Source organism: Kitasatospora sp. NPDC048286 (assembly GCF_043201735.1).
Classification (GTDB): domain Bacteria; phylum Actinomycetota; class Actinomycetes; order Streptomycetales; family Streptomycetaceae; genus Kitasatospora.
Genome location: NZ_JBICZE010000011.1, coordinates 164226 through 190122, shown reverse-complemented (window position 1 = coordinate 190122; position 25897 = coordinate 164226). Strand labels below are relative to the sequence as shown.

General features: G+C 73.7%; 25 protein-coding genes. 12 read left to right on the top strand and 13 right to left on the bottom strand.

Features of this window, described 5'->3' with window-relative positions; all coding sequences use genetic code 11:
• Positions 1 to 328: 328 nt before the first annotated feature.
• From ACGF13_RS26090 to ACGF13_RS26080, 3 genes are all read right to left on the bottom strand, one after another.
• Positions 329 to 1069, bottom strand: coding sequence for a hypothetical protein (locus tag ACGF13_RS26090; RefSeq protein ID WP_392879236.1), 741 nt, complete (start codon positions 1067 to 1069; stop codon positions 329 to 331).
• A 388-nt stretch (positions 1070 to 1457) separates the two neighbouring features.
• Positions 1458 to 2009 (bottom strand): hypothetical protein, encoded by a 552-nt coding sequence (locus ACGF13_RS26085; protein WP_392879234.1) that lies wholly within the window; start codon positions 2007 to 2009, stop codon positions 1458 to 1460.
• 13 nt (positions 2010 to 2022) lie between these two features.
• Entirely contained in the window at positions 2023 to 2457 is a 435-nt protein-coding gene (locus ACGF13_RS26080) for an ATP-binding protein (protein ID WP_392879232.1), read from the bottom strand.
• A 214-nt stretch (positions 2458 to 2671) separates the two neighbouring features.
• Here ACGF13_RS26080 and ACGF13_RS26075 point away from each other — a divergent pair, with 214 nt between their 5' ends.
• From ACGF13_RS26075 to ACGF13_RS26065, 3 genes are all read left to right on the top strand, one after another.
• Positions 2672 to 3502: a helix-turn-helix transcriptional regulator gene (locus tag ACGF13_RS26075; RefSeq protein ID WP_392879230.1), complete on the top strand. Its 831-nt coding sequence runs from the start codon at positions 2672 to 2674 to the stop codon at positions 3500 to 3502.
• Positions 3499 to 3711 (top strand): DUF397 domain-containing protein, encoded by a 213-nt coding sequence (locus tag ACGF13_RS26070; protein WP_392879228.1) that lies wholly within the window; start codon positions 3499 to 3501, stop codon positions 3709 to 3711. The genes ACGF13_RS26075 and ACGF13_RS26070 overlap by 4 nt, the downstream gene beginning before the upstream one ends.
• Before the next feature lie 266 nt (positions 3712 to 3977).
• Positions 3978 to 4211, top strand: coding sequence for a DUF397 domain-containing protein (locus tag ACGF13_RS26065; protein ID WP_392879226.1), 234 nt, complete (start codon positions 3978 to 3980; stop codon positions 4209 to 4211).
• 101 nt (positions 4212 to 4312) lie between these two features.
• On the opposite strand, the gene ACGF13_RS26060 is transcribed toward ACGF13_RS26065, so the two are convergent.
• Complete coding sequence (locus tag ACGF13_RS26060; protein WP_392879674.1) at positions 4313 to 4984, bottom strand: response regulator; 672 nt, start codon at positions 4982 to 4984, stop codon at positions 4313 to 4315.
• 61 nt (positions 4985 to 5045) lie between these two features.
• Positions 5046 to 6242, bottom strand: a complete 1197-nt coding sequence (locus ACGF13_RS26055; RefSeq protein ID WP_392879223.1) for a histidine kinase — start codon at positions 6240 to 6242, stop codon at positions 5046 to 5048.
• 150 nt (positions 6243 to 6392) lie between these two features.
• Between ACGF13_RS26055 and ACGF13_RS26050 the strand changes: the two genes are divergently transcribed.
• From ACGF13_RS26050 to dacB, 4 genes are all read left to right on the top strand, one after another.
• Positions 6393 to 7133, top strand: coding sequence for an ABC transporter ATP-binding protein (locus tag ACGF13_RS26050; protein WP_392879221.1), 741 nt, complete (start codon positions 6393 to 6395; stop codon positions 7131 to 7133).
• The gene (locus ACGF13_RS26045; RefSeq protein ID WP_392879219.1) at positions 7130 to 8470 is read left to right on the top strand and encodes an FtsX-like permease family protein; all 1341 of its coding nucleotides are present in this window, start codon (positions 7130 to 7132) and stop codon (positions 8468 to 8470) included. Before ACGF13_RS26050 ends, ACGF13_RS26045 begins: the two co-directional genes overlap by 4 nt.
• Before the next feature lie 50 nt (positions 8471 to 8520).
• Positions 8521 to 9288, top strand: a complete 768-nt coding sequence (locus ACGF13_RS26040) for a DUF4097 family beta strand repeat-containing protein (protein WP_392879216.1) — start codon at positions 8521 to 8523, stop codon at positions 9286 to 9288.
• Between the two features lie 241 nt (positions 9289 to 9529).
• Complete coding sequence (dacB, locus tag ACGF13_RS26035) at positions 9530 to 11020, top strand: D-alanyl-D-alanine carboxypeptidase/D-alanyl-D-alanine-endopeptidase (RefSeq protein ID WP_392879214.1); 1491 nt, start codon at positions 9530 to 9532, stop codon at positions 11018 to 11020.
• Between the two features lie 100 nt (positions 11021 to 11120).
• Here the strand turns inward: dacB and ACGF13_RS26030 are convergent, their stop codons facing one another.
• Positions 11121 to 11621: a winged helix-turn-helix transcriptional regulator gene (locus ACGF13_RS26030; RefSeq protein WP_392879211.1), complete on the bottom strand. Its 501-nt coding sequence runs from the start codon at positions 11619 to 11621 to the stop codon at positions 11121 to 11123.
• A gap of 100 nt (positions 11622 to 11721) precedes the next feature.
• Here ACGF13_RS26030 and ACGF13_RS26025 point away from each other — a divergent pair, with 100 nt between their 5' ends.
• Entirely contained in the window at positions 11722 to 12222 is a 501-nt protein-coding gene (locus tag ACGF13_RS26025) for a hypothetical protein (protein WP_392879208.1), read from the top strand.
• Positions 12223 to 12326: 104 nt separating this feature from the next.
• On the opposite strand, the gene ACGF13_RS26020 is transcribed toward ACGF13_RS26025, so the two are convergent.
• On the bottom strand, positions 12327 to 12989 hold the full coding sequence (locus ACGF13_RS26020) for a response regulator (protein ID WP_392879205.1): 663 nt from the start codon (positions 12987 to 12989) through the stop codon (positions 12327 to 12329).
• On the bottom strand, positions 12986 to 14374 hold the full coding sequence (locus tag ACGF13_RS26015; RefSeq protein WP_392879203.1) for a sensor histidine kinase: 1389 nt from the start codon (positions 14372 to 14374) through the stop codon (positions 12986 to 12988). The genes ACGF13_RS26020 and ACGF13_RS26015 overlap by 4 nt, the downstream gene beginning before the upstream one ends.
• Before the next feature lie 337 nt (positions 14375 to 14711).
• On the opposite strand from ACGF13_RS26015, the gene ACGF13_RS26010 reads away from it, so the two are divergent.
• Together ACGF13_RS26010 and ACGF13_RS26005 are read left to right on the top strand one after the other, a co-directional pair.
• Positions 14712 to 16211, top strand: coding sequence for an alpha/beta hydrolase family protein (locus tag ACGF13_RS26010; RefSeq protein ID WP_392879200.1), 1500 nt, complete (start codon positions 14712 to 14714; stop codon positions 16209 to 16211).
• A gap of 346 nt (positions 16212 to 16557) precedes the next feature.
• Entirely contained in the window at positions 16558 to 17706 is a 1149-nt protein-coding gene (locus tag ACGF13_RS26005; protein ID WP_392879198.1) for a DNA gyrase subunit B, read from the top strand.
• Positions 17707 to 17788: 82 nt separating this feature from the next.
• Here the strand turns inward: ACGF13_RS26005 and ACGF13_RS26000 are convergent, their stop codons facing one another.
• The 3 genes from ACGF13_RS26000 to ACGF13_RS25990 form a co-directional block, all read right to left on the bottom strand.
• Positions 17789 to 19426 carry an alkaline phosphatase D family protein gene (locus ACGF13_RS26000; protein ID WP_392879196.1) on the bottom strand — a complete coding sequence of 546 codons (1638 nt, stop codon included), beginning with the start codon at positions 19424 to 19426 and terminating at the stop codon, positions 17789 to 17791.
• Positions 19427 to 19735: 309 nt separating this feature from the next.
• Complete coding sequence (locus ACGF13_RS25995; protein WP_392879194.1) at positions 19736 to 21367, bottom strand: multicopper oxidase family protein; 1632 nt, start codon at positions 21365 to 21367, stop codon at positions 19736 to 19738.
• Entirely contained in the window at positions 21360 to 21836 is a 477-nt protein-coding gene (locus tag ACGF13_RS25990; RefSeq protein ID WP_392879191.1) for a hypothetical protein, read from the bottom strand. Before ACGF13_RS25990 ends, ACGF13_RS25995 begins: the two co-directional genes overlap by 8 nt.
• 143 nt (positions 21837 to 21979) lie before the next feature.
• Between ACGF13_RS25990 and ACGF13_RS25985 the strand changes: the two genes are divergently transcribed.
• Positions 21980 to 22936: a LysR family transcriptional regulator gene (locus ACGF13_RS25985; RefSeq protein WP_392879188.1), complete on the top strand. Its 957-nt coding sequence runs from the start codon at positions 21980 to 21982 to the stop codon at positions 22934 to 22936.
• A 16-nt stretch (positions 22937 to 22952) separates the two neighbouring features.
• Here the strand turns inward: ACGF13_RS25985 and ACGF13_RS25980 are convergent, their stop codons facing one another.
• Entirely contained in the window at positions 22953 to 23858 is a 906-nt protein-coding gene (locus ACGF13_RS25980; protein ID WP_392879186.1) for a neutral zinc metallopeptidase, read from the bottom strand.
• A 159-nt stretch (positions 23859 to 24017) separates the two neighbouring features.
• A complete protein-coding gene (locus ACGF13_RS25975; RefSeq protein WP_392879673.1) occupies positions 24018 to 24854 on the bottom strand; it encodes a helix-turn-helix transcriptional regulator in 837 nt (278 codons plus the stop codon).
• Between the two features lie 141 nt (positions 24855 to 24995).
• Between ACGF13_RS25975 and ACGF13_RS25970 the strand changes: the two genes are divergently transcribed.
• Positions 24996 to 25853, top strand: a complete 858-nt coding sequence (locus tag ACGF13_RS25970) for an NAD-dependent epimerase/dehydratase family protein (RefSeq protein ID WP_392879184.1) — start codon at positions 24996 to 24998, stop codon at positions 25851 to 25853.
• The last annotated feature ends 44 nt before the right edge of the window (positions 25854 to 25897 follow it).

The following is a 25897-nucleotide window of genomic DNA, read 5'->3' as shown; positions in this document are numbered from 1 at the left end:
CAACCAACCCCCACGCACAGAAAGTCGACAGGCTCGACTTCCCACGCGATAGCCCGACCACCCGGACACCACAAGCCCAGGCAACGCTCTCCCAACCCACCGCCGGAACGCGCGGGAAGTCGGCGAGGTCGACTTCCCGCGCACGGGCCACAGGCCTTCAGGCACGAACGGCCCGAACAACCCACCCCAACCAGCCACCGCGCACAGGAAGTCGGCGGCGTCGACTTCCTGCGCGTGGGTGGGTTCAGGGCCACTGAAATGCGGTTGTACAGCCGGCCGAGACGGAACCTCGCCGCCCACCTGGCCTACCCGGTGGACTGAGCGGCCATCACCGCGGCTGCCAGGTCCCGAGCGCGCGGGCGAGCTGCCTGCTCTGCGCGGGTGTGATGCCGTGGGCGAGCTGCCGGGCGAAGCGCGGGCTTCCCGGGGCATCACAGTGGAGGATCCCGGCGAAGGCGCGCTTGCTCCCCGCCGCCCAGGGCCGGCCCCATCGCCGGCGGCCTTGCGGTGCGCTCCAGCGGGCGGGTGCCCAGAGCAGGTGCCGCAGGACGAAGGCCGCGAGGCGCGCCGCGTTCTGTGGCGGAGTCCCGACGGCGACCAGCGCCGCCCGCACCACCTCGGCGGCGTCCGGCGGAAGGCGGGCGTCGCCGAGCGTCGGTAGGAGGAGCAGCAGCCGCACAGACGGGTCGTGGACACCGGGCGCAGTGTGGTCCGGCGTGTCGGCGAGGTGGACCAGCTCCCGCCAGGACAGGCCCGGCCCCTGCTGGCGTTCCGGCTCCGGGAAGCGGGTGTCGACGGCGGCGAGACGGCCCCGCACCCGGCCCCAGCCGGGGTGGAGGACCAGGTACTCCGTTCCCCAGTCCGTCGGCAGGTCGCAGCTGTAGAGCAGCACCGTGTGCCCGCCCCCGAACGGCAGGCGCGCCTCCAGTCCCTCCAGCATCGCCGTCTCCCAGGCGGCGTCGGCCTCGGCGACGTCGGTGCCGAACCACCCCGCGACCAGCTCGCGCTCCGTGTCGGCGACCGCGCAGTGCCGGGTCAGGTACGCGGCCCACCACTGCGGTCGGGCCACTGTCCGGTTATCTGGTCCGTCGTGCAGCACCGGGCCAGGCTTTCACACCCCGTCACGTAGGACCGGTGCCCGCCATGGACCACCGGCCCCGGGCGGCTACCGGCCCGGGCGACCGTGCGGGGCCGGTGGTCGCACACAGGCGGCCGTGTCGGCCGCCGTCCGCTCAGCGGTGTGTCCCCTCGGGCGCTGTGCGCCGACGCGCAGCGGCAGCGCGTGGTCGGCTCCTGCCGCGCTGCACAGGAAGTCGGCAGGGCCGACTTCCTGTGCACGACACAGACCTTCAGGCGCGGGCCGCTCGGCCGGAGCGGCCCGCGCAACCCGACCACCGCCCCACCAACCCCCGCCGCGCGGGAAGTCGGCGGGGTCGACTTCCCGCGCGGCGGGGGGTTCAGGTGCGGGTGGCTTGGGTGCGGCAGTGGGTGAGGGCGTACTTGAGGCGGGGGTCGGGGTTGGGGGTGGTGGTGAGGAGTTCGCCGGCGGTGGTGAGGGTGGTCCAGTAGGTGGTGGGGTCGCCGGTACGGGGCAGGGGGTGGGTCGCGGCGAGGGAGAGGTACGCGACGGTGAGGTTGCCGGTGGTGAACCAGCGGGTGAGACCGTGCTGGTGGCCGGGGCGGATGCCGCCCAGGGCCTCGATCGCGGTGAGGAAGAGGTCGACGACGGCCAGGCCGGTGGCGTTGAGGGCGACGGGGATGTCGAAGACGCCGAGGGCTTCGAGGAGTTCGCCGGTGTCGGCTTCGGAGTTGGGGCGGGGGTCGGCGAGGAGGGCGTCGTGGCAGTCGGCGAGGCGTCGGGTGGTCTCGGCGTGGGGGATGTCGAGAGCCAGGCAGACGGCGCGGGCGACGGGCAGCGGCTGGTGGCCGAGGCGGGCGAGGAGGGCGTAGGTGGCGGCGGGGGTGGCGCCACGGGAGAGGGTGTGACGGGCGAGGGTTGAGAGGTTCATGGGGTTCGGGCTTTCAGACGGTGACGAGGGCGGGGACGGGGATGGGGGCGACGAGCACCCAGACGAACTTGCCGATCCCGCCCGGCCGGGAGGCGCAGCCCCAGCGCTCGGCGAGCTCGTTGACGAGGAAGAGTCCGCGTCCGTGCTCGTCGTCCGGGGTCGGCACGTGGAGGGCGGGGTGCCCGGAGCTGGCGTCGTGGACTTCGATCCTCAGACGGGAGTTGACCAGGGAGAAGCGGACCTCGATGTGCCGGTCGTCGGGCGCGTCCGAGTGCTGCACGGCGTTGGCGAACAGCTCCCCGAGGAGCAGTTCGGCGGTGTCGGCGTAACGCTCGCCCGAGGGCAGCCCGGAGAGGTAAGCGCGGAGCATGTACCGGGCCAGGGGCGTGGATTCGACGCAGGAGTCGAGGCGCGCGACGAACATACGGGGGCGACGGGCAGCGAGCATGGGGACCTCAGAAGAACGGAAGGGAGGCGTACGAAAGCGACTTGGGCGCAGGTGGTGGCCGCCGCTCGGGATTCCGCATGTCAGACATGGGACCTCCGCTGGTCGCACTGTGTCTCTGGCGAATCACCAGGCGTAGCCATGGTGGCGTGAGAGGCCCTACGATTGCCAGCGTCTTACCTTTGACAGCAATGTCATGTGAAGGAGCCGAAGGATCATGACTGAAGCCGTTGTTGACGCCCAGGCATCGCCACAGGTCCGCTTCGGTCAAGAACTTCGCAGGTCACGCCGGGCAAGGCGATGGTCGCAGACCGAAGCAGCCAAGCAGCTGGGGTACTCGGGCGCGCACATCTCATATGTCGAGAACGGGAAGCGTTCACCAACACGCTCTTTGGCTGTTAAGGCCGATGAGGTGTTCGGATCGGGCCAACGATTCTTCGAGTTGTGGCGGCGATTCAGCCGGGCGGCGCTCCTTGAGGGGTTCGCCGAGTTCGCTGATGCCGAAGCCCGGTGCCGACGGCTGCGTACGGTCGGCCTGATCATCGTTCCCGGTCTTCTCCAGACCCCTGCGTACGCAAAGGCACTGGCGCAGGCGGCTGTCCGGCGTGGTGCGATCACTCCGGTCGAGGCGGATGAGCGCACCGATTATCTGGCCCTGCGGCAAGAGATCCTCGACCAGAAGAATCCTCCGACGGTTCACGCGGTGATCGAGGAGGGGGTGTTGCTGCGCCCTGTCGGCGGCCCTCAGGTCATGGCCGAGCAGCTGCGGCACCTTGAGGACTTGGCCAAGCGTCCGAACATCACCGTGCAGATCGCCCCGTTCAGCATGGGCGAGAACCTCTCCTTCACACTGCCGGTCGTTCTGTTGAACCTCCCGGACCACACGGTCGTGGGGTACGCGGAGTCGACGGCGAGGGGTCACCTTGAGCGGTCACGCGCGACGGTTGCGGGATGGGAAAGTGACTACGATCAGCTTCTGGTGGAAGCGCTGCCGACGGCCGCATCCCAGGAGAAGATCCGCAGGGCCCGAAAGGAATTCCTCTCATGACCGACCGCGTAGACCTGTCCAGCGCTTCCTGGGCCAAGTCCTCGTACTCCAACAACGGCGGTGACTGCGTGGAGGTGGCCCCTGACTTCCCCGGTCTGATCCCCGTCCGTGACTCGAAGGACCCCGAGGGCCCCACCCTGGCCTTCCCGGCCGACGCCTGGTCCAGCTTCGTCGCCGCTGTCTGCAGCGGCGAGTTCGGCGAAGTCTGAGCCCTCGGTCCGGTATCCGCGGGCCCGGGCCGTTCGCGGCCCGGGCCCGCGATATGGTCCTTCGCTGTCTACCTGTTCAGCGACCTGCCCGGCGATGGAATCGCCTACACCGGCCAGCACCAGGCCTTCACGGACCGTCTCGCGAATCTCACCCGTCGCAGCCGCCCGTTCGAGGTCCTCATGCCCAGGCGGCTCAACCCCGCAGCGACCCGGTCATACTTGCAGGAAACCCTGACGCACAAGCCGAGTTGGGGACAACGGAGAGGATGACCATGCACGACGGCACCACCCTCGACCAGGGCGGCTACAGCTGGGCCAAGTCCAGCTACTCGGCCGGTGAGAACGGCAACTGCGTCGAGGTCGGCCGAACCCCGGCCGGCACCATCCCGGTGCGCGACACCAAGCAGCACCGGCGCGGCCCCGTCCTGGAGTTCACCCCCGCGGCTTTCCAGGCCTTCCTCGACGCCGTCAAGGCGGGCGAGTTCCCGGTCGAGCCGTAGCGGGTGAACGACGGGTGGGTGGACCCTGGCGCATCGGCCGCCGGAGCCACCCATGCCACCGACCGACAGCCCGGCCAAGACCGGCACCACCCGGCAGGGCGCTACTGGTTGTATTCGAACCAGGTCAGGATGGCCTTCACCCTGCGGTTGTCCTCGCCGGGGGGCATGCCGAGTTTCACGAAGACGTTCGCCACGTGTTTGCTCACGGCGGCGCCCGAGAGGACCAGCTGTGCCGCGATCTCCGCGTTGGAGCGGCCTTCGGCCATGAGGGCGAGCACCTCCTGTTCGCGGGCGGTGAGCCGGGTGAGCGGGCCCCGGGGCGGGTCGGCGCGGGTGACGTGGCGGACCACCTCGGGGTCGATCACCACTCCGCCGCCGGAGACCGTCTCGACGACCCGCAGGAAGTCGGCCACGCGGCCCACCTTCTCCTTGAGCAGGTAGCCGACGGCCCCGTCGGCGCCCGGGCCGTTCAGGAGCTCGCGCACGTACGGGCCCGTGACGTAGGCGGAGAGGACCAGGACCGGCAGGTCCTGGTGCCGCGACCGGATGTCGATCGCGGCCCGGAGCCCGTCATCGGTGTTCCCGGGCGGCATGCGGACGTCCGTGATCACCAGGTCGGGGGCGGCTCCGGCGGCGGCGAGCTCGTCGACGGCGGCGACCAGTTCGTCAGCGTCCTCGCATTCGCGGATCACGTCGTGGGCACTGGAGACCAGGATCTCCCGGATTCCGGCGCGTATCAGCAGGCTGTCGTCCGCCAGGATGATTCTCACGATCGATTTCCCATCGTTTTTCCCTGTTCAAGCTTTTCCCCGTCGATTTCCCGGTCGATTTCCGTCACCACGGGGGTTGGGCCGGGGCGGATGCCACGACCTCCGTTCCGCCGCCCGGCGGGCTGATGATTTCGAGGTTTCCACCGACGCTCCGCATGCGCTCGCGCAGCCCGGAGAGCCCGGATCCGGTGCTGATCAGCGCGCCGCCGGCGCCGTCGTCGCGCACCCGGACGCGGACGCCGCTCTCGGTGCACCGCAGGTCGATCCGGGCGCTTGCGACGCCCGCGTGCTTGGCGATGTTCGTCAGGGCCTCGGAGACCGTGAAGTACACGGCCGCGGCGACCGGCGAGGAGATCCAGGTGTCCGTACCGGTGCCGGTCAGTTCGACCCGCAGCGGTGATCTCGCCACCAGTTCCCGGACGGCGGCGATGAGGCCGAGGTCGCTCAGTTCGCTGGGGTGGATGTCGCGCACCGTCTCCCTCAGCCGTTCGAGCGCGCGCTCCGCCTGGGCCTGGGCCTGGCGGGCCAGCTGGACGATCCGTTCCTGGTCGGCGGCCGAAGCCGCCGAGGCCGGCGCCGCCGTGGCCGAAGCCGCGGCTTCCAGGATGCCCAGGCGCATGACGAGGGCGACGAGTTCCTGCTGGGCACCGTCGTGCAGGTCGCGTTCGATGCGTCGGCGCTCGTTCTCGAAGGCCGCCGTCAGCGAGGCCCGGCTGGTACGGAGTTCCTCCAGTTTCGCGAGCAGGTCGGGATTCCGGCTCCCCGAGAAGGCCCGCAGGAGCAGGTCGCGGAGCAGGGAGATACCGGCCAGCGCGCCCGCGGTGACCGCGCCGAGGGCGATTCCTGCGGGCACCGCAAGGAGGGATTCCGACAGGGAGGCCGGGGTGAACGGGCCGACTTTCGCGGCGATGCCGAAACCCCAGAAGACGGGGGAGAAAACCAGCGCGAGAGCACCGACGAATCCGAAGAATCCCACCAGCAGCGACAGCGCGGACAGGAGCGTGGCGGTGACGAACACGGGGAGGTCGGTCCTCCACACCGACCGTGCGCGCAGCCGGCCGGCCACCCACTGTGCCCAGCTGCGGTCGGCGGGTCGCAGGGGCATCGTCCGGACGCCGCACCACTGCGCCCTGGAGCGGTCCAGTTCGGCCACCACGGGAACCGAGACCGGCGCGGCGAGAACGGAAATCAGGAGAATCGGAAAGGCGGCCGCGGCGGCGGATTCGGTCAGCAGCCTCCGGGCAACATGAATCTGCGCCATGATCAATATTTTCGCACAGTTCGTATCGGTCGAGAGGTAGAGCCAGGTCTACCTCCAATCCCAGTACAGGCTCCCGTGCACTCCCCCACCCGGACCTGGTTGCCTTGATTCATGCCTTTCTCCACTACCGATTCCGTGCCGTGCATTCGTTTGCGCGGTCTTCGGACGGACTTCCCCATTCCCGGCCGCCGGGGCGAGACGACGCGCGTCCTGCACGACATCGACCTGGACATCGCCGAAGGCCGGCTGACCGCCGTCGTCGGCCCCTCCGGTTCGGGCAAGTCGACGCTCCTGCTCTGCACGGCCGGCCTGGAGCAGTCGACCGCGGGGTCCGTCGAGATCCTCGGGACGGACGTCCGCTCGCTCAGCCCCCGCAGGCAGGCCGCGTTCCGCAGCGAGAACATCGGCTTCGTCTTCCAGGAGTACAACCTCGTCAGCTCGCTGACCGTCGAGGACAACATCGCCCTGCCGGCGCGGCTGGCCGGCCGCCGGGTGCCCAGGGCGCGGGTCGAGGACGCCATGGCGCGGCTCGGCATCGCCAAGCACGCGCGGCGGCGCCCCGACCGCCTCTCCGGTGGCGAGCGCCAGCGCGTCGCGGTGGCCCGGGTGGTGGCGAACCAGCCGCGGATCGTCTTCGCCGACGAGCCGACGGGCGCGCTCGACCTCAAGTCGGGTCATGTGGTGCTCGACTGGCTGCAGGCGCTGCCCGCGCAGGGGAGCACGGTGCTCATGGTCACGCACGACCCCCATGCGGCCGCGCGGGCCGACCGGGTCGTGGTGATGGGGTCCGGGCGGGTGCACGCCGTCATCCCCGGTGGCGACTCCCGTGCGGTGGGCGACGCCGTCCTCGCGGCGCAGTCGGCGGACGAGGCGGGCGGGGAGGAGTCGTGATCCGGCTCGTACTGTCGGACATCCGCCTGCAGGCGTCGATGTGGTGGTGGACGCTGCTGTGCGCCACGGTCGGCGCGGCGTGCTCGGCGGGCTCGGCCATCGCGATGTTCAGCGCCGTCTCGGCGGCGCGGGCGGCGGGTGACGCGCGGATGGTCTCCGCGTCGATCGCCCTCGGCGGCAACATCGTCTTCTTCACCGTGCTCGCCGCCGTGGGCATCGTCGCCTCCGCGGTCGGTCTGACGTTGACGACCCAGCGGCGCGAGCACGCCCTGTGGGTGATCCTCGGGATTCCGCGCCACCGGGTCAGGCGCATCCTGCGCACCGAGCTGGTGGTGCTGGGCGCGCTGGCCGGCGCACTGGCCGCACCGCTCGCCCTGCTGGTCGCGGATGTCGCCCTCGCGCAGTGGAAGGGGACGGGCCTCGACCTGCACGGGGCCTCGGTCGGGTTCCGGTTCTGGTACGTCGGCGTGAGCGTGCTGTTCGGCATGGTTCCGTGCCTGCTCGGGGGCTGGGGCGTCACCCGGCGGGCCGCCAGGACGCCGGAGATGCGCGCCTTCCGGGACCACTCCGATGCCCCGGCGCGCCCGGGCGTCGTCCGCTGTGTCCTCGCCCTGTGCCTGCTCGCCGGTGTGGTCGGGATGTGGATCCCCGGCCTGGGCCTCGAACTCGCGGGCGGACTCGCGCAGCGCACGGCCTTCGCGTTCGCCGGGAACCTCTTCCTCGTCTGCCTGCTGCTGCTGATGGGGCCGTGGGTCCTCACTCCGCTGATGAGGCTCTGGACGGCGCTGGTGCCCTCGCGCGGCGTCGCCTGGCACCTCGCCGTGCAGTCGTGCCGGGCCCGCGCGACGAGGAGCGTCACCACGGTGCTGCCCTTCGCGCTCTCCCTGTCGTTCGTCGGCCTCTTCATGGTGATGGGGAACGTCATGCCCGGAGGCAGCGCCGGGCTGGACGACGTCCTGGTCGTGCTGGGCTGGGTCTTCGTCGTGTCCTGGGTCGGGGGCCTCGCCGTGATCGCCCTCGTCGGGCGGGAGCGCGCCCGGGACAGCGCCGTCGTGACGGTGGCCGGTGCGCGGCCGGGCGTGGTCACCCGGTCGATGGTCTACGAGGGGGCGATCTACGCGGGGACGGCGATCGTCTTCGGCGCGGTGTTCGTCGCCGTGTCGAGTCTGACCATCGCCGTGGGAGCGCGGACCGACGTCCTGCGGGTCCTGGCGGGCCTTCCCTGGGCCACTCTCGGGGCGCTCGCCGCCGGGACGCTGGTCACCACCTGCCTCGCGCTGGTCCTGCAGGCGGCCCGGGTGTCGCGCACGGTCGCGGTCCGGGCGCTGCGCTCGTGACTGGGGCACCGGAATCCACATCACTGGTTCGTTGGCGAAGGAAGAATTCGATGGAACTGACACCGCGCACGCTTCTCACTCTCGGCGGAGCCGCGCTCCTCGGCCTCGCCGCCACGGCCTGCACCACGGACGGCGCGTCGGCCGACGCGACCGTGGAATCGAAATCCTTCGATTTCGGCGGTGGCAGCCTGACCGTCAAGTCCGGTTCCGCCGACCTCGCGCTGGTGGCCGCCGACGTCGAGGGCGTTCAGGTGGAACGACGGGTCAGCGGCAGGAAGGCGGGCGGGGCGGTGGGGTCCGGCTGGCAGCTCGAAGGGGGCACTCTCACCCTCTCGCTGGACTGCACGGGGATCTCGGTGGACTGCGCCGCGAAGTACACCGTGAAGGTGCCGCGCGCCGTCGCCGTCACCGCCGAGAGCGGCAAGGGGCGCATCGAGGCCACCGGCTTCACCGCCGACTTCTCGGCCAGGACCGGCGGCGGCGACGTGCGGCTGTCGGACCTCCACGGCGCCAGGCTGGCCCTGGAAGGCGGCGACGGAAGCATCAAGGGCGACGGGATCTCCGCCCGGTCCGTCAGCGTCACCTCGCGCAACGGCGACGTCGACCTGGGCCTGGCCGCCGTGCCCGACCTGGTCGACGTGCAGAGCAGGGACGGCAACGTCGAGCTGGGCCTGCCGGAATCGACGTACGCGGTCCACACGGCCGCGAAGAAGGGCGACGTCACCGTGAGCGTCGCGAAGGACGACGCGAGCGGCCATTCCGTGGCCGTCCGGACCCGCAACGGCAGCATCGTCATCGGCACGGGCGGGAAGTCCTAGGGCCCGTCTCTTGGACCCTTGCCGCCGCGCAGCAGCCACGCCGGAAGCGTTCGATCGAGCGCGAAAGTCGAACAGGAAAGAACGAATGTCAAGCAACTCCCCCTCCGGAATCAGGGCACCTCGGGTGCGGCGGCGCGCGGCCCTGGCACTCGCCGTTTCAATAACGGCCGCCGTGGCGATGACGGCGTGCTCCCACAACTCCACGGACAGCTCGGCCTCTGCGGCACCGGGTGCCACCCGGGTGAGCGCCGGCCTGCAGAAGCTCATGAGTACCGCACCGTGGTCCTCGGGCCAGTGGGGCCTGCAGGTCGCCGATCTGCGGACGGGGAAGGTCGTCCAGTCCAAGAGCGCCGATTCCCAGTTCATGACCGGTTCGACGGCCAAGACCTTCGCGGTCAGTGCCGCGCTCGACGTCCTGGGTGACGACCACCGCTTCCGTACGCCCGTCGTGCACTCCGGTACGGTCTCCGCGGACGGGCGGCTCTCCGGCGACCTCATCATGGTCGGGAGCGGCGATCTGGCACTCGGCGGGCGGACCACCGCGTCAGGCGGACTGGACGTCCCCGACTTCGACCACTACGACGCCAACGCCGTACCCGGCATGGCGACCGTCACCGGAGAGGATCCGCTGGCGGGTGTCGACGAACTGGCCCGACAGGTCGCGGCCAGCGGAGTCCGCCATGTCGACGGCGACGTGGTGATCGACAACCGGCTCTGGGATCCGGTGTCGATCGGCGGGGTGCCCATCACTCCGACCATCGTCAACGACAACCTGATCGACGTGCTCGTCACGCCGGGCGCACCCGGCGAGCCGGCCAAGGTCGACTGGCGCCCGAAGACGGCCGCCTTCGGCGTCGACGCGCAGGTGACCACCACGCCCGCCGGAAGCAAGCCGGCGGTGACGACCGAAAGCGTGAGCCCCGGTCACATCCGGGTGCGGGGTTCCGTACCCGCGGACGCGAAGGCTCCCTTCGTGACGACCTACCAGGTTCCCGACCCGGCGGCGTTCGCCCGCACCGTCCTCATCGAGGCACTCGCCAGAAACGGCGTCAGCGTGTCCGCCCCCGCGCTGGGAGCGAACCCCGACAGCAAGCTGCCCGCGTCGGCGGAAGTGAACTCGATGCCCGTGTCGGCGACCTACACGTCCCCGCCCTTCAAGGAGTACGCCAAGCTGATCAACAAGGTCAGCCACAATCTCGGGGCGAACCTCCTGCCGCCGCTGATGGCAGCACACAACGGGCAGCGAACCTATGCCGACGGCATGAGGATCGAGAAGGAGTTCCTCACGCGCGCGGGTGTGGATCCGCAGGCGGTGAGTCTCGTCGACGCCCAGGGCCTGCCCGGCGACAAGGCGACGCCGAGCGCCCAGGTGGCGTTGCTGCGGCACCTGGCACGACAGGACGACTTCGACGTCTTCTACGACTCCATGCCGAGCATGGGCGTCGACGGTTCGCTGGCCGACGTCATCGGGCGCACCGATCCCGCCGCGGGACACATCCGCGCGAAGACCGGCACCCTGGTCAGTTCCTACCAGGGCAAGCTGGCCCTCGGCACCAAGGCACTCGCGGGCTACATCGACGCGAAGGACGGCCACCGCTACGCCTTCGCGATGTACGTGAACAACATTCCGGTGCCCAGTGGCTCCGTGAGCGATGCCATCGACCTCGCGCTCAAGGCCAACAGGCAACTGGGAGCGATGGCCGCCGCCGTCTACGAGTCGCCCAAGGCGTGACGGGCGGCCCGGTGACGTGATCGGTTCGGCGGCCGGAGACGGGCGCCGGATGCCGGCCGTCCGCCGCGGGGCGCGACCGCCTCCACCCGGTCGGCGACGCTCAGCTCGCTCCGGCGTCGGACGCGGTGATCGCGCCCGGTCCGGGGGTGCGGCGGACGTCGTGGGAGGCGAGGTGGCCGTGCCCCGCGGCGCACTCCAGGACGACCCTGACCGGGGCGTCGCACGGGTTCGTGTCGTCGGCGGGCCGGTGGCGGACGACGACCGACGGGCCCTGGGGGTCGGCGAGGTAGGTGTCGCCCCACTCCAGGAGCGCGATGAGGGTCGGGCGCAGCGCGTGGCCCTGGTCGGTGAGCTCGTAGGCGTAGCGCCGGCGGTCTCCGGGTTCGCGGTAGGGGACGCGGCGCAGGACTCCGGCGGTGACCAGGGTGTCGAGTCGGTTGGCGAGGAGGTTCTTGGCGATGCCGAGGCGGGTGTGGAACTCGCCGAAGCGGTGGGCGCCGTCGAGTGCCTCGCGGACGATCAGCAGGGACCAGCGCTCCCCCACCACCGAGAGGGCGCGTGCCACCGAGCAGTTCACCGGGTCGATCCGCCGTGTCTCCATGGGTGCGAGCCTAACGGTCTGGGTTTACGAACTGTACTCAGCGGCGGTAGCCTCCGGTCGGCGTCTGAGTTTAAAAACTAAACCCACAGGGGGTTCGGCCATGCCCATGCTCGACGTGTACGTTCCCGACGGTGCGCTGCGGCCCGATGCGGAGGCGGCGCTGATGGAGCGGATCACGGAGATCCTGATCCGCCACGAGGGGTTCGACCCCGCCGATCCGGTGGCCCGGTCCGTGTCCTGGCTGTTCCTGCACCGGCCGGCGGCCGTGTTCGTCGGCGGAAAGCCCGCGGACGCGCCCCGCTACAAGGTCGTGCCGTCGGTGCCCGAGGGGCAGCTCGACGAGCGGAAGCGGGCCGGTGTCATCGCCGAGGTCACCGAGGCGATCCTGGACGCCGAGGACGGCGCCTGGCCGCGCGATGCCGGCCGCGTCTGGGTCTTCCCCACGCAGATCCCCGAGGGCCACTGGGGCGGCTGGGGGCGGATCAGGCCGCTGGCGGCGATCCTCGCCCGGCTCGGCGGCGACGGCGACACCGGGCGCGCCCGGGCGCTGGCGCGTGAGCGGATCGCCGCCAGCCGCGCCGAACGCGCCCTGCTGCCCTGACCCCGGCGCTGCGGGCCGCGCCGTGCACAGGAAGTCGGCGGGGTCGACTTCCGGTGCACGGCGGGCCGCTCGGTGCTGCGGCCCGCCCGCGTCCGCCGGGGCGGTCAGGCCGGGTGGACGAGGCGGCTCTCGTAGGCGAAGACCACGGCCTGGATCCGGTCGCGCAGGTCGAGCTTGTGCAGGATCCGTCCCAGGTGGGACTTCACGGTCGCCTCCGCGAGGTACAGGGCGGCCGCGATCTCGGCGTTGGACAGGCCGCGGCCCACCTGGACGAGCACCTCGCGTTCGCGGGCGCTGAGCCGGGCCAGCCGTTCGTCGTTCTCGGCGCTGCGGCCGCCGGGCAGGTGCGGGCGGACGTTCTCCAGCAGGCGGCGGGTGATCCGCGGGGAGATCACCGCGTCGCCGGCGGCGACGTTGCGGATCGCGGTGAGCAGTTCCTCGGGCCTGGTGTTCTTCAGCAGGAAGCCCGAGGCCCCGGCGTTGAGGCCGGCGAAGGCGTACTCGTCGAGGTCGAAGGTGGTGAGGATCAGCACCCTGCTGCCCGGGCAGGCGCTGACGACCTGGCGGGTCGCCTCGATCCCGTCGGTGCCGGGCATCCGGACGTCCATGAGGACGACGTCGGGGCGCAGCTGCCGGGCGAGGTGGACGGCCTGGGCGCCGTCGGCGGCCTCGCCGACCGGGGCCATGTCGGGCTGGGCTTCCAGGACGGTGGCGAAGGCCATGCGCAGCAGTGCCTCGTCGTCGGCGATCAGGATGCGGATCGTCATGCGGGCACCGCCGCGCCGCTGTCGAGGGGGTCGGCGGGGGCGTGGGGGTCGAGGAGCAGGCGGGTGTGGACCGCCCAGCCGCCGCCGGGCCGGGGGCCGGCGCGCAGTGTCCCGCCGTAGGCGGCGGCGCGTTCGCGCATGCCGGGGATGCCGTGGCCGCCGGACGGTGCGCAGGCGGGCGCGGAGGCCGGGGCGGGGGCGGGGTGTGGCGGGTGGGGGCCGTCGTCGGTGACGTCCACGGTGACGGCCGCGGTCGTGCACCAAAGGCGCACCCTCGCGCGGGTGCCGGCGGGTGCGTGTTTGAGGGTGTTGGTCAGGGCTTCCTGGACCAGGCGGTAGACGGTGAGCCCCGCGGTGGCGGGGATGTGGGTGTGGCCGCCGTGGACGTCGAGGCGGGTGGGCAGTCCGGCGGCGCCCATCTGGTCGGCGAGGTCCCGGAGTTGGGCGATGCCGGGCAGTGGGTGGCGCTGCGCGTCGGGTTCGTCGGTGCGCAGGACGCCCAGGGAGCGCCGCATGTCGGTCAGGGCCTGCCGGCCGGTCTCGGAGATGCGGAGCATCGCGGTGGTGGCCCGGTCGGGCGAGCGGTGCTGCGCGTAGAGGGCGGCGTCGGTGAGCGCGACCATGACGGACAGGTTGTGGGTGACGATGTCGTGCATCTCCCGGGTGATGCGGGCGCGTTCCTCGGCGACGGCCAGTCGTGCCCGCTGTTCGCGGTCCCGTTCCAGGCGTGCGGCGCGTTCCTCCAGGGCGGCGAGGTAGGCGCGTGTGGTGCGGGCGTTCACGCCGAGGACGGCGGCGGCGACGGTCGTGGCGGTGAGGGCGACGAGGGGGGTCAGGAACGCGCCGTCCGGTGCCCAGCGCAGGCAGGCCAGCAGGACGCCCGTCTGTGTGACGGCCGCGGCGAGGAGCGTGCCGCGCCGGCCGGCGTGCGCGGCCACGGTGTAGAGGGCCACCAACAGGGCGATGTCGGCGGGAAGTTGGACGCCCGTCAGCCACTGGACGAGGGCCGCGGCCGCCACCGCGCCGAACACGGCCAGCGGGGCCCGGCGCCGCCACGGCAGGGGCAGGACGAGAGCGGCGGTCAGGGCGGTGGCCGCCGGCAGCTCGTGCGGCGCGCGGGTGGTGACGGCGTTGAGGAGCAGGAGCGCGGGCAGCAGCGCCTCCCCCACCGCGGGCGGCAGCCGGGAGGCCCGGCGCCCGGCCGCCGCCACCGGGCGCGCCGCGCGGGCGCGGGCCCGGTCGGCGCAGCCCGTCAGCCGTGGGGCCGTCCTCGCCCAGCGCGCCCGCGCCCGCGCCCGTGTCCGGTCCCAGCGGTGTAACCGGCGCGCCCGGTGGGCCTGATGGGGCTGCTGGGCCTGGCCGGGTTCGGCGGCCGCCTCGGTCATCACACGTCCCTGTCGATTCGGCGTCATGGCTCACGGCCGCCCCCACCGGGCCGGCCGCCGCGAACAGCCGGCCCCGGACCGGCCGGGTACGGGGACCGTACGCCGCGCGCGCCGCCCGGCACGTACCGCGGCTCTGTCACGGTAGGCCGCGGGAGCGCGCGGCACATGATCCCACCGTCGGAACGCACGGTGCCGGGGTACGACCGCAGGAGGAGCCCGGCCACCTCCCGTGGTCGCAGCCCGGCCGCCGCCGCGGCGTGCCCGGGTGCCGCCGCGGTCGTACGGGCCCTGCCGTACGCTGCGCCCCCGGTCGCAGTGCGGCGGCCACCGGTGGGCGATGCGGCGGCGCGTGCCCGGCGCCGAGCATGACCGGGTGACCGAGAACACCGCGGGACTGCCCATGTCCCCCCTGGAGACCCTCGCCCTGCTGGGCGCCCTCGCGCTGGTGGCGGCGCGCTGGCTTGCGCCCGCCGCCCGTCCGCGCGCCACGATCGCGGCGGTGGCGGTCCTCGTGCCGTGCGCCGTCGCGCTGGGCATGACGGGGATCCGCTGGCAGCTGCTGCCGGTGCTGGCCGGCGCCGCCCTCGCGCTGCCGTTCGCGCTCCTGCCCCTGCTGCGCCCGCTGCGGCGCCGCCGCGGGCGGCCGGCGTGGCGGGCCCGCTGGTGGCTGGCGCTGCCGGGATCGGCGGCCTGCGCCGGGCTGATCGCCGCGGGCCCGCTGGCTGCCTGGGCCTTCCCCGTGCCCGTGTTCCCCGAGCCGTCGGGCGGCTTCGCGGTGGGCACCCGCGTGGTGCAGTGGACCGACCAGGGCCGCCCCGAGACCTTCACCGCCGATCCGGACGACCGGCGCACGGTCGTGGTCCAGCTCTGGTACCCGGCGCGCAGGAGCCCCGCGGGCGCGCCGCGGGCCCAGTACCTCGGACGCACCCGGCAGGAGGCGCGCACCGTCGCCGGGGCGCTGGCCGGCGGCGTCGGCCTGCCGGGCTTCCTGATGGACGGTGTCGCGCGGGCCCGCAGCCGCTCGGTCCTCGACGCCCCGGTGGACGGCGGGGGCGGGCGGTTCCCGGTGGTGCTGTTCTCGCCCGGATCGGGCGGGGTGCGCACCCAGAACACCGCCTGGGCGGAGGAGTTGGCCAGCCACGGCTACGTCGTCGCCGCCCTCGACCACCCGTACGACTCCGCGGCCGTCGTCCTCGCCGACGGCCGGACGCTCACCTCCGAGACCTCCTCCAGCGGCGACCGCGACAAGGACGAGGAGCTGGCGGCCGGCTGGACGGCGGTGAGGGCCGCCGACCTCGGCTTCGTCCTGGGCCGGCTGGAGGCCCTGGACCGGGGCGAGGGCGCCGACCCGCTGACCGGGCGCCTGGACACCGGCCGGGCCGCGGTGGCCGGCCACTCCATGGGCGGCGCGGCCGCCCTGCAGGCGGCCCGTCAGGACCACCGCTTCCAGGCCGTCGTCGACCTGGACGGCTTCCCCCACGGCCCCGCCTCCCCCGCCCTCGGCCGGCCGGTGCTCGCGCTCACCCAGGCGCTCACCCCGGCGACCGACCCGCGCTACCTGCCCCGCCTCACCGAGGCGCTCGCCTCCGGCACCGCGACGAGCTACCGGCTCACCGTCCCCGGCGCCGCCCACCTCACCTTCATGGACGGCCCCCTGTACCTGCCGCCGGTGCCCTCGCTCATCGGCTCCCTGGGCCGCACCGAGGGCCCGCGCGTCGTCGCCGCGGCCACCCTCGCCTTCCTGGACTCCGCCCTGCGGGGCGACCCCGGCGACCCGGCCGGCGCCCTGCGGGCCTACGGCAGCCTCAGCGTCGTGCGCCCGGACGGGGGCGGGTGAGACCCGGGTGACGGGCGGGGCCGGACGTGCCGGGGCCCCGTCGACGGGCGCGCCGCGCCGCTCTGCAACGGAGTCCAGACCCCGGACGCGGTGGGCCGGGCCCCGGCGGGGGCTGCGCGGAAAAAGTGGAATCGGGCACCCCGGGGGGTCGCGAAACGGCCCCGTACGGGGCTTCGGCGGGGGCCCGGGCGCACCGCGGCACAGGCCCGAGGCAGCCGGGGCCGCCGCCCCGGGGCAGGCGCTCACGCGGCCGCCCACGCCCTCGATAAACAGGCCCTGACCTGGTGTTATGCGGAAATTCGCCTAGGCTGTGGAGCTCCGCCGGCCACCTTCTGGAGGGGACCTCGTGAACCTGGACACCAACCCGTACGACGGCATCCGCATCGAGGTGCTGGAGGGGTGGGAAGCCGTCAGGAAGCGGCCCGGGATGTACATCGGCTCGACCGGTGAACGCGGCCTGCACCACACGGTGTTCGAGGTCGCCGACCGGGCGGTGAACGAGGTCCTGGCGGGCCGCGCCGGCCGCGTCGACATCACCCTGCTGCCCGACGGCGGGGTACGCGTGGCCGACGACGGGCCCGGCGAGGCCGACCCGGAGGCCCTGCTGACCCGCATGGACTCCGCGGCGGGGCCCCGCGGCCGCCACAGCGTGGCGCCCCACGGGGCGGACGTGGGCCCGTTCGTCGTCAACGCCCTGTCGAGCCGGATGACGGCCGAGGTGCGGCGCGGGGGCGTGCGCCGGGAGCAGGAGTACGCGCGCGGCGCCGCTCTCACCCCGCTCACCGACACGGGCCCGGCCACCGGCAGCGGGACCGTCATCACCTTCTGGCCGGACGCCGGGATCTTCGAGACCACACGTTTCTCGTTCGACGCCCTGGCCGACCGCTTCCGCGAACTGGCGCTGCTGAACCGGGACTTGGATGTCTCACTGACCGACGAGCGCCACCCGGACGGCGTACGGTCGGTCCGCTTCCGGTTCCCCGGCGGCGGGGCGCGGGAGTTCGTCGCCCTCCTCGACGGCGACGGCGAGGGCGACGGCGAGGGCGAGGGCGAGCACGCGGCGCCCGCCGTCACGGACACCGTCGGCTTCGAGGCCGAGGACCCGCGGATGGCGGGAACGCTGGAGGTGGCCCTGCGGTGGCGCGACGGCGGCGAGGAGCGGGTGCGCGGCTTCGCCAACAGCCACCCCACCACCGGCGGCAGCCACGAGACGGGCCTGCGCGAGGGCGTGGCGGCCGCGCTCGACGCCTACGCGCGCCGGCGGCTCCTGCCGGCCCCGCCGGTCGGCGGGCCGGTCGGCGCGGGTCTGACGGCGGTGGTGTCGGTGAAGCTCGACGATCCCGAGTTCGAGGGCTCCACCCGCTCCGTGCTCGGCAACGCCGCGGTGCGCGGCTGCGTCGCCGAGGCCGTCCGGGAGCATCTGGGCGCGTGGCTGGAGGAGCACCCGGAGCAGGCCGCGGCCGTCGTCGGCCGCGCCCGCCCTGGGGGTGCCTGAGCCCCGGGCGTGTGAGCGCCGCGCCCCGCCGCTGCCGCCGGCCTTCGAGGAGGCCGACGGCAGCGGCAGGGCGTCTGCCGCGTCAGGCGGGGCGGATGCCCGGGTTGCCGGCCTCGGTGGTGAAGGAGGCGGCGGTGGACAGGGTGCCGCCGGGGCGGGTGATGTGGGAGACCACCCGGTAGTCGGCGCGGGCGCGGTGCTGGTCCAGGGTGAGCACGGTGTAGCCGCGGCGCCCGTCGTAGAACTTCATGTGGGCGTTGGCGGACATGAGGTTGTTCCAGTTGGACGGCTTCTCCTCGCCGTCGCCGTCGCTGCTGATCGAGGTGCCGACGAACTCCACGCCCACGGTGCGGGAGGTGGGGTCGTCGAAGTTGCGCTTGACGTCCAGGGCGTAGGCGACGTGCACGTCGCCGGTGAGCAGCACGAGGTTCTCGACGCCGGCCTGGTCGACGGCCTGCAGGAAGCGCTCGCGGGCGGCGGGGTAGCCGTCCCAGGCGTCCATGGAGAGCTTGGAACGGTCGGCGGTGGTGTTCTTGCGGCGGGAGAAGACGACCTGCTGGGGCACCACGTTCCAGGTGGCCTTGGAGTGGCGCAGCCCGTCGGCGAACCAGCGTTCCTGGGTGGCGCCCATCAGGGTGCGCTTGGGGTCGTCGGACTCGGGGGTGGGGTACTGCCATCCGTCGCCGTTGGCCTGGTCGTCGCGGTACTGGCGGGTGTCGAGGATGTCGAACTGGGCGAGGCGGCCGAAGTGGACGCGCCGGTAGAGGGTCAGGTCGGTGCCGTTGGGCTGGGGCATGCGCAACGGCTGGTTCTCCCAGTAGGCGCGGTAGGCGGCGGCGCGGCGGGCGACGAAGGGGGCCGGGTCCTGGTTCTTCTCGGGGATGCCGGCGGCGTAGTTGTTCTCCACCTCGTGGTCGTCCCAGGTGACGTACCAGGGGTGGGCGGCGTGGGCGGCCTGGAGGTCGGGGTCGGTCTTGTAGAGGGAGTAGCGCAGCCGGTAGTCCTCGAGGGTGGTGGTCTCGTGGTTGAAGTACGCCGGCAGGGTGCGGTCGGTGTACTTGCGGTCGCCGCCGACGGCGTCGATGCCGTACTCGTAGATGTAGTCGCCGACGTGGAAGACGGCGTCGAGGTCCTCGTTCGCGAGGTGGCGGTAGGCGGTGAAGTAGCCGTCCTCGTAGGCCTGGCAGGAGACGAAGGCGATGCGGGCGCTGTCGAGCTTCTTGCCGCGCGGCGGGGCGGTGCGGGTGCGGCCGACGGGGCTGGTCCAGGAGCCGACGGTGAAGCGGTACCAGTACGTGCGGGCGGCGTCGAGGCCGTCGGCGTCGACGTGGACGGCGTAGTTGAACTCGGCGTGGGCGCGGGCGGTGCCGCGGCGCTCGACGCGGCGGAACTTCTCGTCGCGGGCGATCTCCCAGCCGACCTTGACGGAGCCGGCGGGCGGCATGCCGGAGCCGGGCTCCAGGGGGCGCGGGGCCAGGCGGGTCCAGAGCACGACGGCCTCGGAGGTGGCGTCGCCGGAGGCCACGCCGAGGGTGAAGGGGTTGTCGCCGATGGCGCGCGGGGCGATCTCGTTGTCGGCGGCGTGCGCGGAGGGCAGGTTGACGCTGAAGGCGAGCGCGGCGGCGGCCGAGGTGACGGTCAGGAAGCGGCGCCGGTCCAGGCGGGCGGCGGCCTCGCGCAGCATCCGGTCGGGCGTGGGTCGGTCGGCGGGGCGGGTCATGGGGGTGGTGGCCTTTCGCGGCTCGGGGGTGTGCGAAGGGAATTGGAGTGGACCACCCCGTACTGCGGGGGTCGGGATTCCGGCAGCAGAGTGAGCATCTGATGGGAGACCCGTGAAGGTCCGGCACTTCGCCCCGAAGCGGATGAACCGTCATGTTCCGGGCTTTCCCCCGTGGCCGGGCCGGGTTCGCCCGGCGCCACCGCCCCGCCCGCGGGCCGTCCTGGGGCCGCCGGGGGCCCGGTGGGCGGTGTTCGCAATGGGCAGGTCAAGGCGCGCGCCCCGGGCCGCGTCGGGCGGGGTGCCGGGTGGTCAGACGACTTCGAGGTTGGCCATCATCCCCATGTCCTCGTGCTCGGCGTTGTGGCAGTGGAACAGGTAGCGGCCGCGGTGGCCGTCGAAGCGGGTGATGATCTCCACCGACTCCCCCGGGCGCAGCGAGACGGTGTCCTTGAGGCCGGCGTCGTGGGGCAGTGGGGGTTTTCCGGCGCGGCTGAGGATGCGGAAGCCGACGAGGTGGAGGTGGACGGGGTGGTGGACGTCGGCGATCAGGCGCCAGATCTCGGTGTCGCCGAGGGGGACGGTGACGTCGGTGCGGGCGGGGTCGAAGGGGCGGCCGCCGATGAGCCAGCCGTGGCCGCCGTTCGTGCGGCCGGCGCGGAAGGCGAAGTCGCGGGTGCGGACGGCGTCCTGGCGGTGCCAGTCGGGCAGGTCGGTGGAGAGGGTGGGCGGGATGCGGCTGTCGTCGGCGGCGGGGCGGCGGGTGATGCGGAAGGCCATGACGTCGCGGGTGCGGCCGGTGCCGAGGCGGTTGACGATGCGTACGAGGGAGCCGACGGGGGCGGTGGTGAAGTCGACGACGAGGTCGTGGCGTTCGGCGGGGGCCAGGGGCAGGGTCCGGTGGGTGACGGGGGCGGTGAGCAGGCCCTGGTCGGAGCCGATCTGGACGAGGTCGAGGCGGCGGCCGTCCTCGGTGCGGGCCTCGAGTTCGTAGTGGCGGGCGTTGGAGGCGTTGAGCAGGCGCAGGCGGTGGCGGGCGGCGTCGGTCTCGTGGACGGGCCAGGGGGCGCCGTTGACGAGGATGACGTCGCCGAGGACGCCGGCGAGGTGGGGTTCGGTGACGCCGGGGCGCTCGCGCAGGGTGGGGTCGAGGGAGGGGTAGGTGAGGGCGCCGTCGGCGCTGAAGGCGCGGTCGGCGATCATCAGGGGGATCTCGCGGGGGCCGGCGGGCAGGCCGAGGGCGTCCTCGGCGTCGTCGCGCACGATGTGCAGGCCGGCGAGGCCGCGCCAGATGGCGGGGGCGGTGAAGTCCATGCGGTGGTCGTGGTACCAGAGCAGGGTGGGGCGCTGGTCGTTGGGGAAGGTGTAGTCGCGGGTCAGGCGGCTGGTGACGGCGCGGGGGTCGGCCATGGCGCCGCCGCCCATGCCGTCCATACCGGGCATGGCGTCCATGCCGTGGGCGGCGGCCTGGGGCCAGGTGGCGGGCAGGACGAGGTCGGTGGGGTAGCCGTCGAAGGCGGCGGGGGTGCGGCCGCCGTGCAGGTGGACGACGGTGGGCACCGGCAGTTCGTTGCGGTGGGTGACGGTGACGCTGCGGCCGCGGCGGGCCTCGATGGTGGGGCCGGGGAAGGTGCCGCCGTACGTCCACAGGCGGGTGGTGAGGCCGGGCAGGATCTCGGCGGCGGTCTCGCGCTGGACGATCTCGTAGCGGTCGCCGGTGCCGTCGGTGGCGACGGGCTTGAGGACGGCGGGTATCGGCAGCGGTACCCGGTGGGGCGGGGGCAGTTGGGCGGTGCTGCGCAGGTGGGCGCCGGTGGTGGCGGGGCGGCGGGCGAGGGTGGCGGCGGTGGCGAGGCCGGTGGTGGTGAGCAGGCCGAACGCGCCGCCGAGGCCGAGAATCTGACGCCTCGTCAAACCGTCGCGGCGGAGGCGGGGTTCAGGCACGGTCGTCCTCCGTGGGGGCGGGGCGGCGGCGCGCGGGCAGCGGGGTGCGCCACAGGGCGATGGTGAGGACGACGGTGGCGGCGATGGTGGCCACGCCGAGCGGCAGGTGCAGCCACAGGGCGCCGTCGAGGCCGGCGAAGTACTGCGCGGTCTCGGCGGCGGCGACGGCGAGGGTCGCGGCGGCCGGCCAGCCGCGGCGCAGCCGGGCCCACAGGACGAGGGCGGCGATCAGCTGCAGGTAGCCGAGGGTGGTGACGGCGTCGGCGCCGGCGGCGTGCCAGTTCAGGGCGTCGTAGTCGCCGCTGAGGTAGACGCCGGCGAAGACGGGCTGGCCGAAGACGGCGGCGGTGTGGACGGTGGCCAGGGCGCGCAGGGTGTGTCCGGCGGGCCCGGTCCGCTCCCCCGTGGCGGACCGGGCCGCGGACCGGGCCGCGGGCTCGGGAGGGGTCCTGTCGGCGGCGATGGCCATGGGCGTCCTTCCTCACACTGGCTGGCGTCGGGCCGCGCGGTTCGGCGGTGTGCGGCCCTGCCCATGACGCTATGACCGTGCGGCTATCGTGTCTAAGATCAATATCGCTATGGCGTTATGACGCGTTGGGTATGGGGGCGTCGGTGGACCTGAACACGCTCGGGCAGTTCCTGGTGGTGGCGCGGCTGGAGCACCTGAGCCGGGCGGCCGAGGAACTGCGTGTCGCCCAGCCGTCGTTGAGCCGCTCCATCGCCCGGCTGGAGGCCGAGCTGGGCACCCCGCTGTTCGAGCGCGGCGGGCGGCTGCGGCTGAACGCGGCCGGGCACCTGTTCCGCGGCTACGTGGAGCGTTCGCTCGGCGAACTGGAGGCGGGCCGGCGGGCGGTGGCCGAGGCCGCCGGGCAGGGGCTGGGCACGGTGCGGCTGGCCTCGGAGACGTTCCTGGCCTTCAGCGGGCCGCTGGCGGCGTTCAAGTGCGCCCACCCGGGGGTGGAGATCGAGCTGCACCAGCTGCCCGCGCGGGAGATGGCGCGGCGGCTGCGCTCCCAGGACGTCGACCTCGCCGTCGCCTCGCAGCCCGTCACCGCCGAGGGCCTGGAGTCGGTGCTGCTGCTGGAGGAGGAGGTGGGGCTGGCCGTCCCGGTGGGCGACCCGCTGGCCCACCGCGCCCGGCAGGGCGCCCGGGTGGGCATCGAGGAGCTCGCCGGGCGGCCGTTCATCGCCGCCCGCCCCGGGCACTGGCAGCGCCGCCTGCTGGACCGGCTGTTCGCCGCCCGCGGCCTGGTGCCGCGGATCGTGTGCGAGAGCGACGAGGCGGGCGCCATCGCCGAGCTGATCAGCGCGGGCCTGGGCATCGGCCTGGTGCCCGACGTCGCCCGGCGCACCGCCACCCGCCTGCCGCTGGTGTGGGTCGGCGTCGACAGCCCGGACTGCCGGCGCTCCCTGACCCTGTTCTGGGACGCGCAGGTGCGCCTGCCCGCCGCCGCCCGCCTGCTGCGCGAGGCGATCGCCGGCTGGGACTGGACGCGGGGCGCGGCGGACGGGCCGGCGGGCGGTCAGGCTGACGGTACGGCGGACGGTCAGGCAGGCGGGGGCTTCTGACCGGGGCCCCGGGGCCCTACAGCTTGGCGGCCGAGAAGGTGTCGCACTGGGCGAAGTCGCCGCTGCGGTAGCCGGTGGTGAACCAGGCCTTGCGCTGCTCGGCGGAGCCGTGCGTCCAGGCCTCCGGGTTGATCCGGCCGGTGGCCTGCTGCTGGATCCGGTCGTCGCCGACCGCCGCGGCCGCGTCCAGGCCCTGGGCGATGTCCTGGTCGGTGAGCGAGGCGATCAGCGGACGGCCGGTGGAGGGCTGTGGGGTGGTGGTCGCGTGGTGCGCCCACACCCCGGCGTAGCAGTCGGCCTGCAGCTCCAGGCGCACCGAGCCGCTGGTGGCGCCCTGGCGGTCGCCCCCGACCTTCTGCATGGCGCCGGTGAGGGTCTGGATGTGGTGGCCGTACTCGTGGGCGACGACGTAGGACTCGGCGAACGGGCCGCCCTTGGCGCCGAAGCGGGCGGACAGGTCCTTGAAGAACCCGAGGTCGAAGTAGGCCTTCTTGTCGCCGGGGCAGTAGAACGGGCCCACCGAGGAGGTCGCCGGCCCGCAGGCGGTGGAGACCTGAGCGGTGAACAGCACCGTCTCGGCGTTCTTGTACGGGACCTTGGCGGCGCGCGGCAGTTCGGTGCGCCAGAACTCCTGGAGGCTGTTGGTGACCGCCACGATCCGGCAGTCCTGGCGCTTGTTGGCGTCCGCCCCGGTCTTGCAGGCCTGCTGCGCCTCGCCGCCGGTGCGGCTGCCGGAGGAGTCGGCGGAGGAGCCGGAGCCGGAGGACAGGCCCAGCAGCTGCGGGTCGACGCCGAGGACGACCGCGACCAGCACCGCGATCAGGCCCACGGCCCCGCCGCCGATGGCGAGCTTCCCGCCGGGGATGCCGCGCCGGTCGTCCACCTGCGAGGTGTCGAGGTCGCCCTGGTCGTCGAACTGCATGTGCCCCTGCCTGCCCGTTTCTGTCGTGTTCCGCCCCACTGGTGACGGTCTGTGCCACCGGCGGCCCGGCCCAGCCTACGGGCCCCGGCCCGGGCACGGGCGCAGCGGGGCGACGGTTCGGGCGGGCGCGGGGGTTCAGGCGGGTACGGGCGCGGGGGTTCAGGCGGGCGCGGGGGCGCCGACGGCGCGCAGCAGTTCCAGGCGGGAGGCGGAGTCGCTGCCGGGCGCGGCGGTGTGCACGAGCAGCAGCTGGCCGCCGCCGGCGGCGGCCAGCACCTCGCACTCCAGCTCCATCGGGCCCACGACGGGGTGCAGCAGCCGTTTGCGGCCGCTGCGCCGGCGGGCGACCTCGTGGCGCTCCCAGCAGGCGGTGAACTCCTCGCCGGTGGCGAGGAGTTGTTCGAGCAGCTGGGCGGCTCTGCGGTCGCCGGGGCGGGCGGTGCGGGCGGCGCGCAGGGAGGCGACGTGGGCGCGGGCGAGGTCGTGGTGGTCCTCGGGCGGGAACAGGGCGCGGGTGTCCGGTTCGGTGAACCAGCGCAGCAGCAGGTTGCGTTCCCGGGGCGCCCGGGCGGAGAGGTCGCCGAAGACGGCGGCGGCCATCGGGTTCTGGGCGAGGACGTCGCCAAGGTCGGAGACGACCTGGGCGGGTGTGTCGTGCAGGCGGTCGAGGATCAGCAGCAGTCCGGGGCGTACGTGTCCGAGCGGCCCGTGGCGGTGCGGCGGTTCGTGTCCGGCGAGGTGGAAGAGGTGGTCGCGTTCGTCCTGGGTGAGCCGCAGCGCCCGTGCCAGCGCGGCGAGCAGCTGCGGTGAGGGCTGGGGCCCGCGACGCTGTTCCAGGCGGGCGTAGTAGTCCACCGACAGTCCGGCCACCTGCGCCACCTCCTCCCGGCGCAGCCCGGGTGTGCGCCGTCGGGCTCCGGGCGGCAGTCCCAGGTCGGCGGGGGTGAGCCGGGCGCGGGCGCGGGTGAGGAAGTCGGCCAGTGCCGGTCGGTCGATCATGTGTCCAGCATGGCCCGCCGGGCCGGGCGCAACCAGGGATCGGCGGTCCCTGGTCGGGGAGGTCTCTGCCGTCGCGGGCGGTGGGCGGGCAGGGTGGCGGGGGTCGGAGGAGGTCGACTTCCTTGGAGGGGACGGGCGATGGCGAGGATCCTGGTGACGGGTGCGACCGGTTCGGTGGGCAGCCGGCTGGTGCCGCGGCTGGTGCGGTGGGCGGCGGCGGACGGCTCGTCGGTGCGGGTGCTGGCGCGTGACGCGGCGAAGGCGGCGGCCCTGGCGGATGCCGGGGTGGAGGTGGTGATCGGCGACCTGTGCGAGGAGGCGGACCGGGCGCGGGCGCTGGAGGGGGCCGAGGTGGTGCTGAACGTGGCGGCGGCGCTGCGCGGGGTGTCGGACGAGGCCGCGTGGGCGGTCAACCGGGATGCGGCGGTGGCGCTGGGCCGTCAGGCGGCGCGGGCCGGGGTGGCGCGGTTCGTCCACACCAGTACGAACCTGGTGTACGGGCGGGGGCTGGGGCGCCCCGCGGTGGAGGGCGACCGGCTCGCGCCGGATCCGGCGTGGGGGGTGTACGCGGCGTCCAAGGCGCGGGCCGAGGCGGGACTGCGTTCCCTGGGCGGTGAACTGCCGCTGGTGGTGGCGCGGTTGGCGTTCGTGTACGGGGAGGGTGATCCGCACCTGGCGCAGTCGCTGCGCTGGGCGGCCGGCTGGCCCGCGCACCGGCGTCTGGCGGTCGTGCACCACGCGGACGTGGCACGGGCGCTGTGGCGCGCGGTGGCGGTGCCCGGCATCGAGGGGCGCACGTACAACGTGGGCGACGACGCGCCGCTGACGGCCTGGGACCTGTACGCGCTCAACGGGCTTGCCCATCCTGGCGGTTCGGCCGCGGAGGCGTTCGACCCGTGGGAGGGCCAGGTGTCCACGGAGGCGGCGCGCCGGGAGCTGGGCTGGCGGCCGCTGTACCCGTCGGCGTGGGCGGCGGCCGACGCCGGGGCGCTGTAGCGGGCGCCGGGGTGCCGCCCGGCCCTCCTCCGGGGGGAGGGCCG

What these genes read in the sequence shown, in the direction of transcription:
- ACGF13_RS26010 (WP_392879200.1), top strand. Translation starts at nt 14,712, where the DNA reads ATGCGGCGGCGCGTGCCCGGCGCCGAGCATGACCGGGTGACCGAGAAC.
- ACGF13_RS26040 (WP_392879216.1), top strand. Translation starts at nt 8,521, where the DNA reads ATGGAACTGACACCGCGCACGCTTCTCACTCTCGGCGGAGCCGCGCTC.
- ACGF13_RS26085 (WP_392879234.1), bottom strand. Translation starts at nt 2,009, where the DNA reads ATGAACCTCTCAACCCTCGCCCGTCACACCCTCTCCCGTGGCGCCACC.
- ACGF13_RS26030 (WP_392879211.1), bottom strand. Translation starts at nt 11,621, where the DNA reads ATGGAGACACGGCGGATCGACCCGGTGAACTGCTCGGTGGCACGCGCC.
- ACGF13_RS25970 (WP_392879184.1), top strand. Translation starts at nt 24,996, where the DNA reads ATGGCGAGGATCCTGGTGACGGGTGCGACCGGTTCGGTGGGCAGCCGG.
- ACGF13_RS25990 (WP_392879191.1), bottom strand. Translation starts at nt 21,836, where the DNA reads ATGGCCATCGCCGCCGACAGGACCCCTCCCGAGCCCGCGGCCCGGTCC.
- ACGF13_RS26015 (WP_392879203.1), bottom strand. Translation starts at nt 14,374, where the DNA reads ATGACCGAGGCGGCCGCCGAACCCGGCCAGGCCCAGCAGCCCCATCAG.
- ACGF13_RS26065 (WP_392879226.1), top strand. Translation starts at nt 3,978, where the DNA reads ATGACCATGCACGACGGCACCACCCTCGACCAGGGCGGCTACAGCTGG.
- ACGF13_RS25980 (WP_392879186.1), bottom strand. Translation starts at nt 23,858, where the DNA reads ATGCAGTTCGACGACCAGGGCGACCTCGACACCTCGCAGGTGGACGAC.
- ACGF13_RS26020 (WP_392879205.1), bottom strand. Translation starts at nt 12,989, where the DNA reads ATGACGATCCGCATCCTGATCGCCGACGACGAGGCACTGCTGCGCATG.
- ACGF13_RS26080 (WP_392879232.1), bottom strand. Translation starts at nt 2,457, where the DNA reads ATGCTCGCTGCCCGTCGCCCCCGTATGTTCGTCGCGCGCCTCGACTCC.
- ACGF13_RS26070 (WP_392879228.1), top strand. Translation starts at nt 3,499, where the DNA reads ATGACCGACCGCGTAGACCTGTCCAGCGCTTCCTGGGCCAAGTCCTCG.
- ACGF13_RS26075 (WP_392879230.1), top strand. Translation starts at nt 2,672, where the DNA reads ATGACTGAAGCCGTTGTTGACGCCCAGGCATCGCCACAGGTCCGCTTC.
- ACGF13_RS26000 (WP_392879196.1), bottom strand. Translation starts at nt 19,426, where the DNA reads ATGACCCGCCCCGCCGACCGACCCACGCCCGACCGGATGCTGCGCGAG.
- ACGF13_RS26025 (WP_392879208.1), top strand. Translation starts at nt 11,722, where the DNA reads ATGCCCATGCTCGACGTGTACGTTCCCGACGGTGCGCTGCGGCCCGAT.
- ACGF13_RS26055 (WP_392879223.1), bottom strand. Translation starts at nt 6,242, where the DNA reads ATGGCGCAGATTCATGTTGCCCGGAGGCTGCTGACCGAATCCGCCGCC.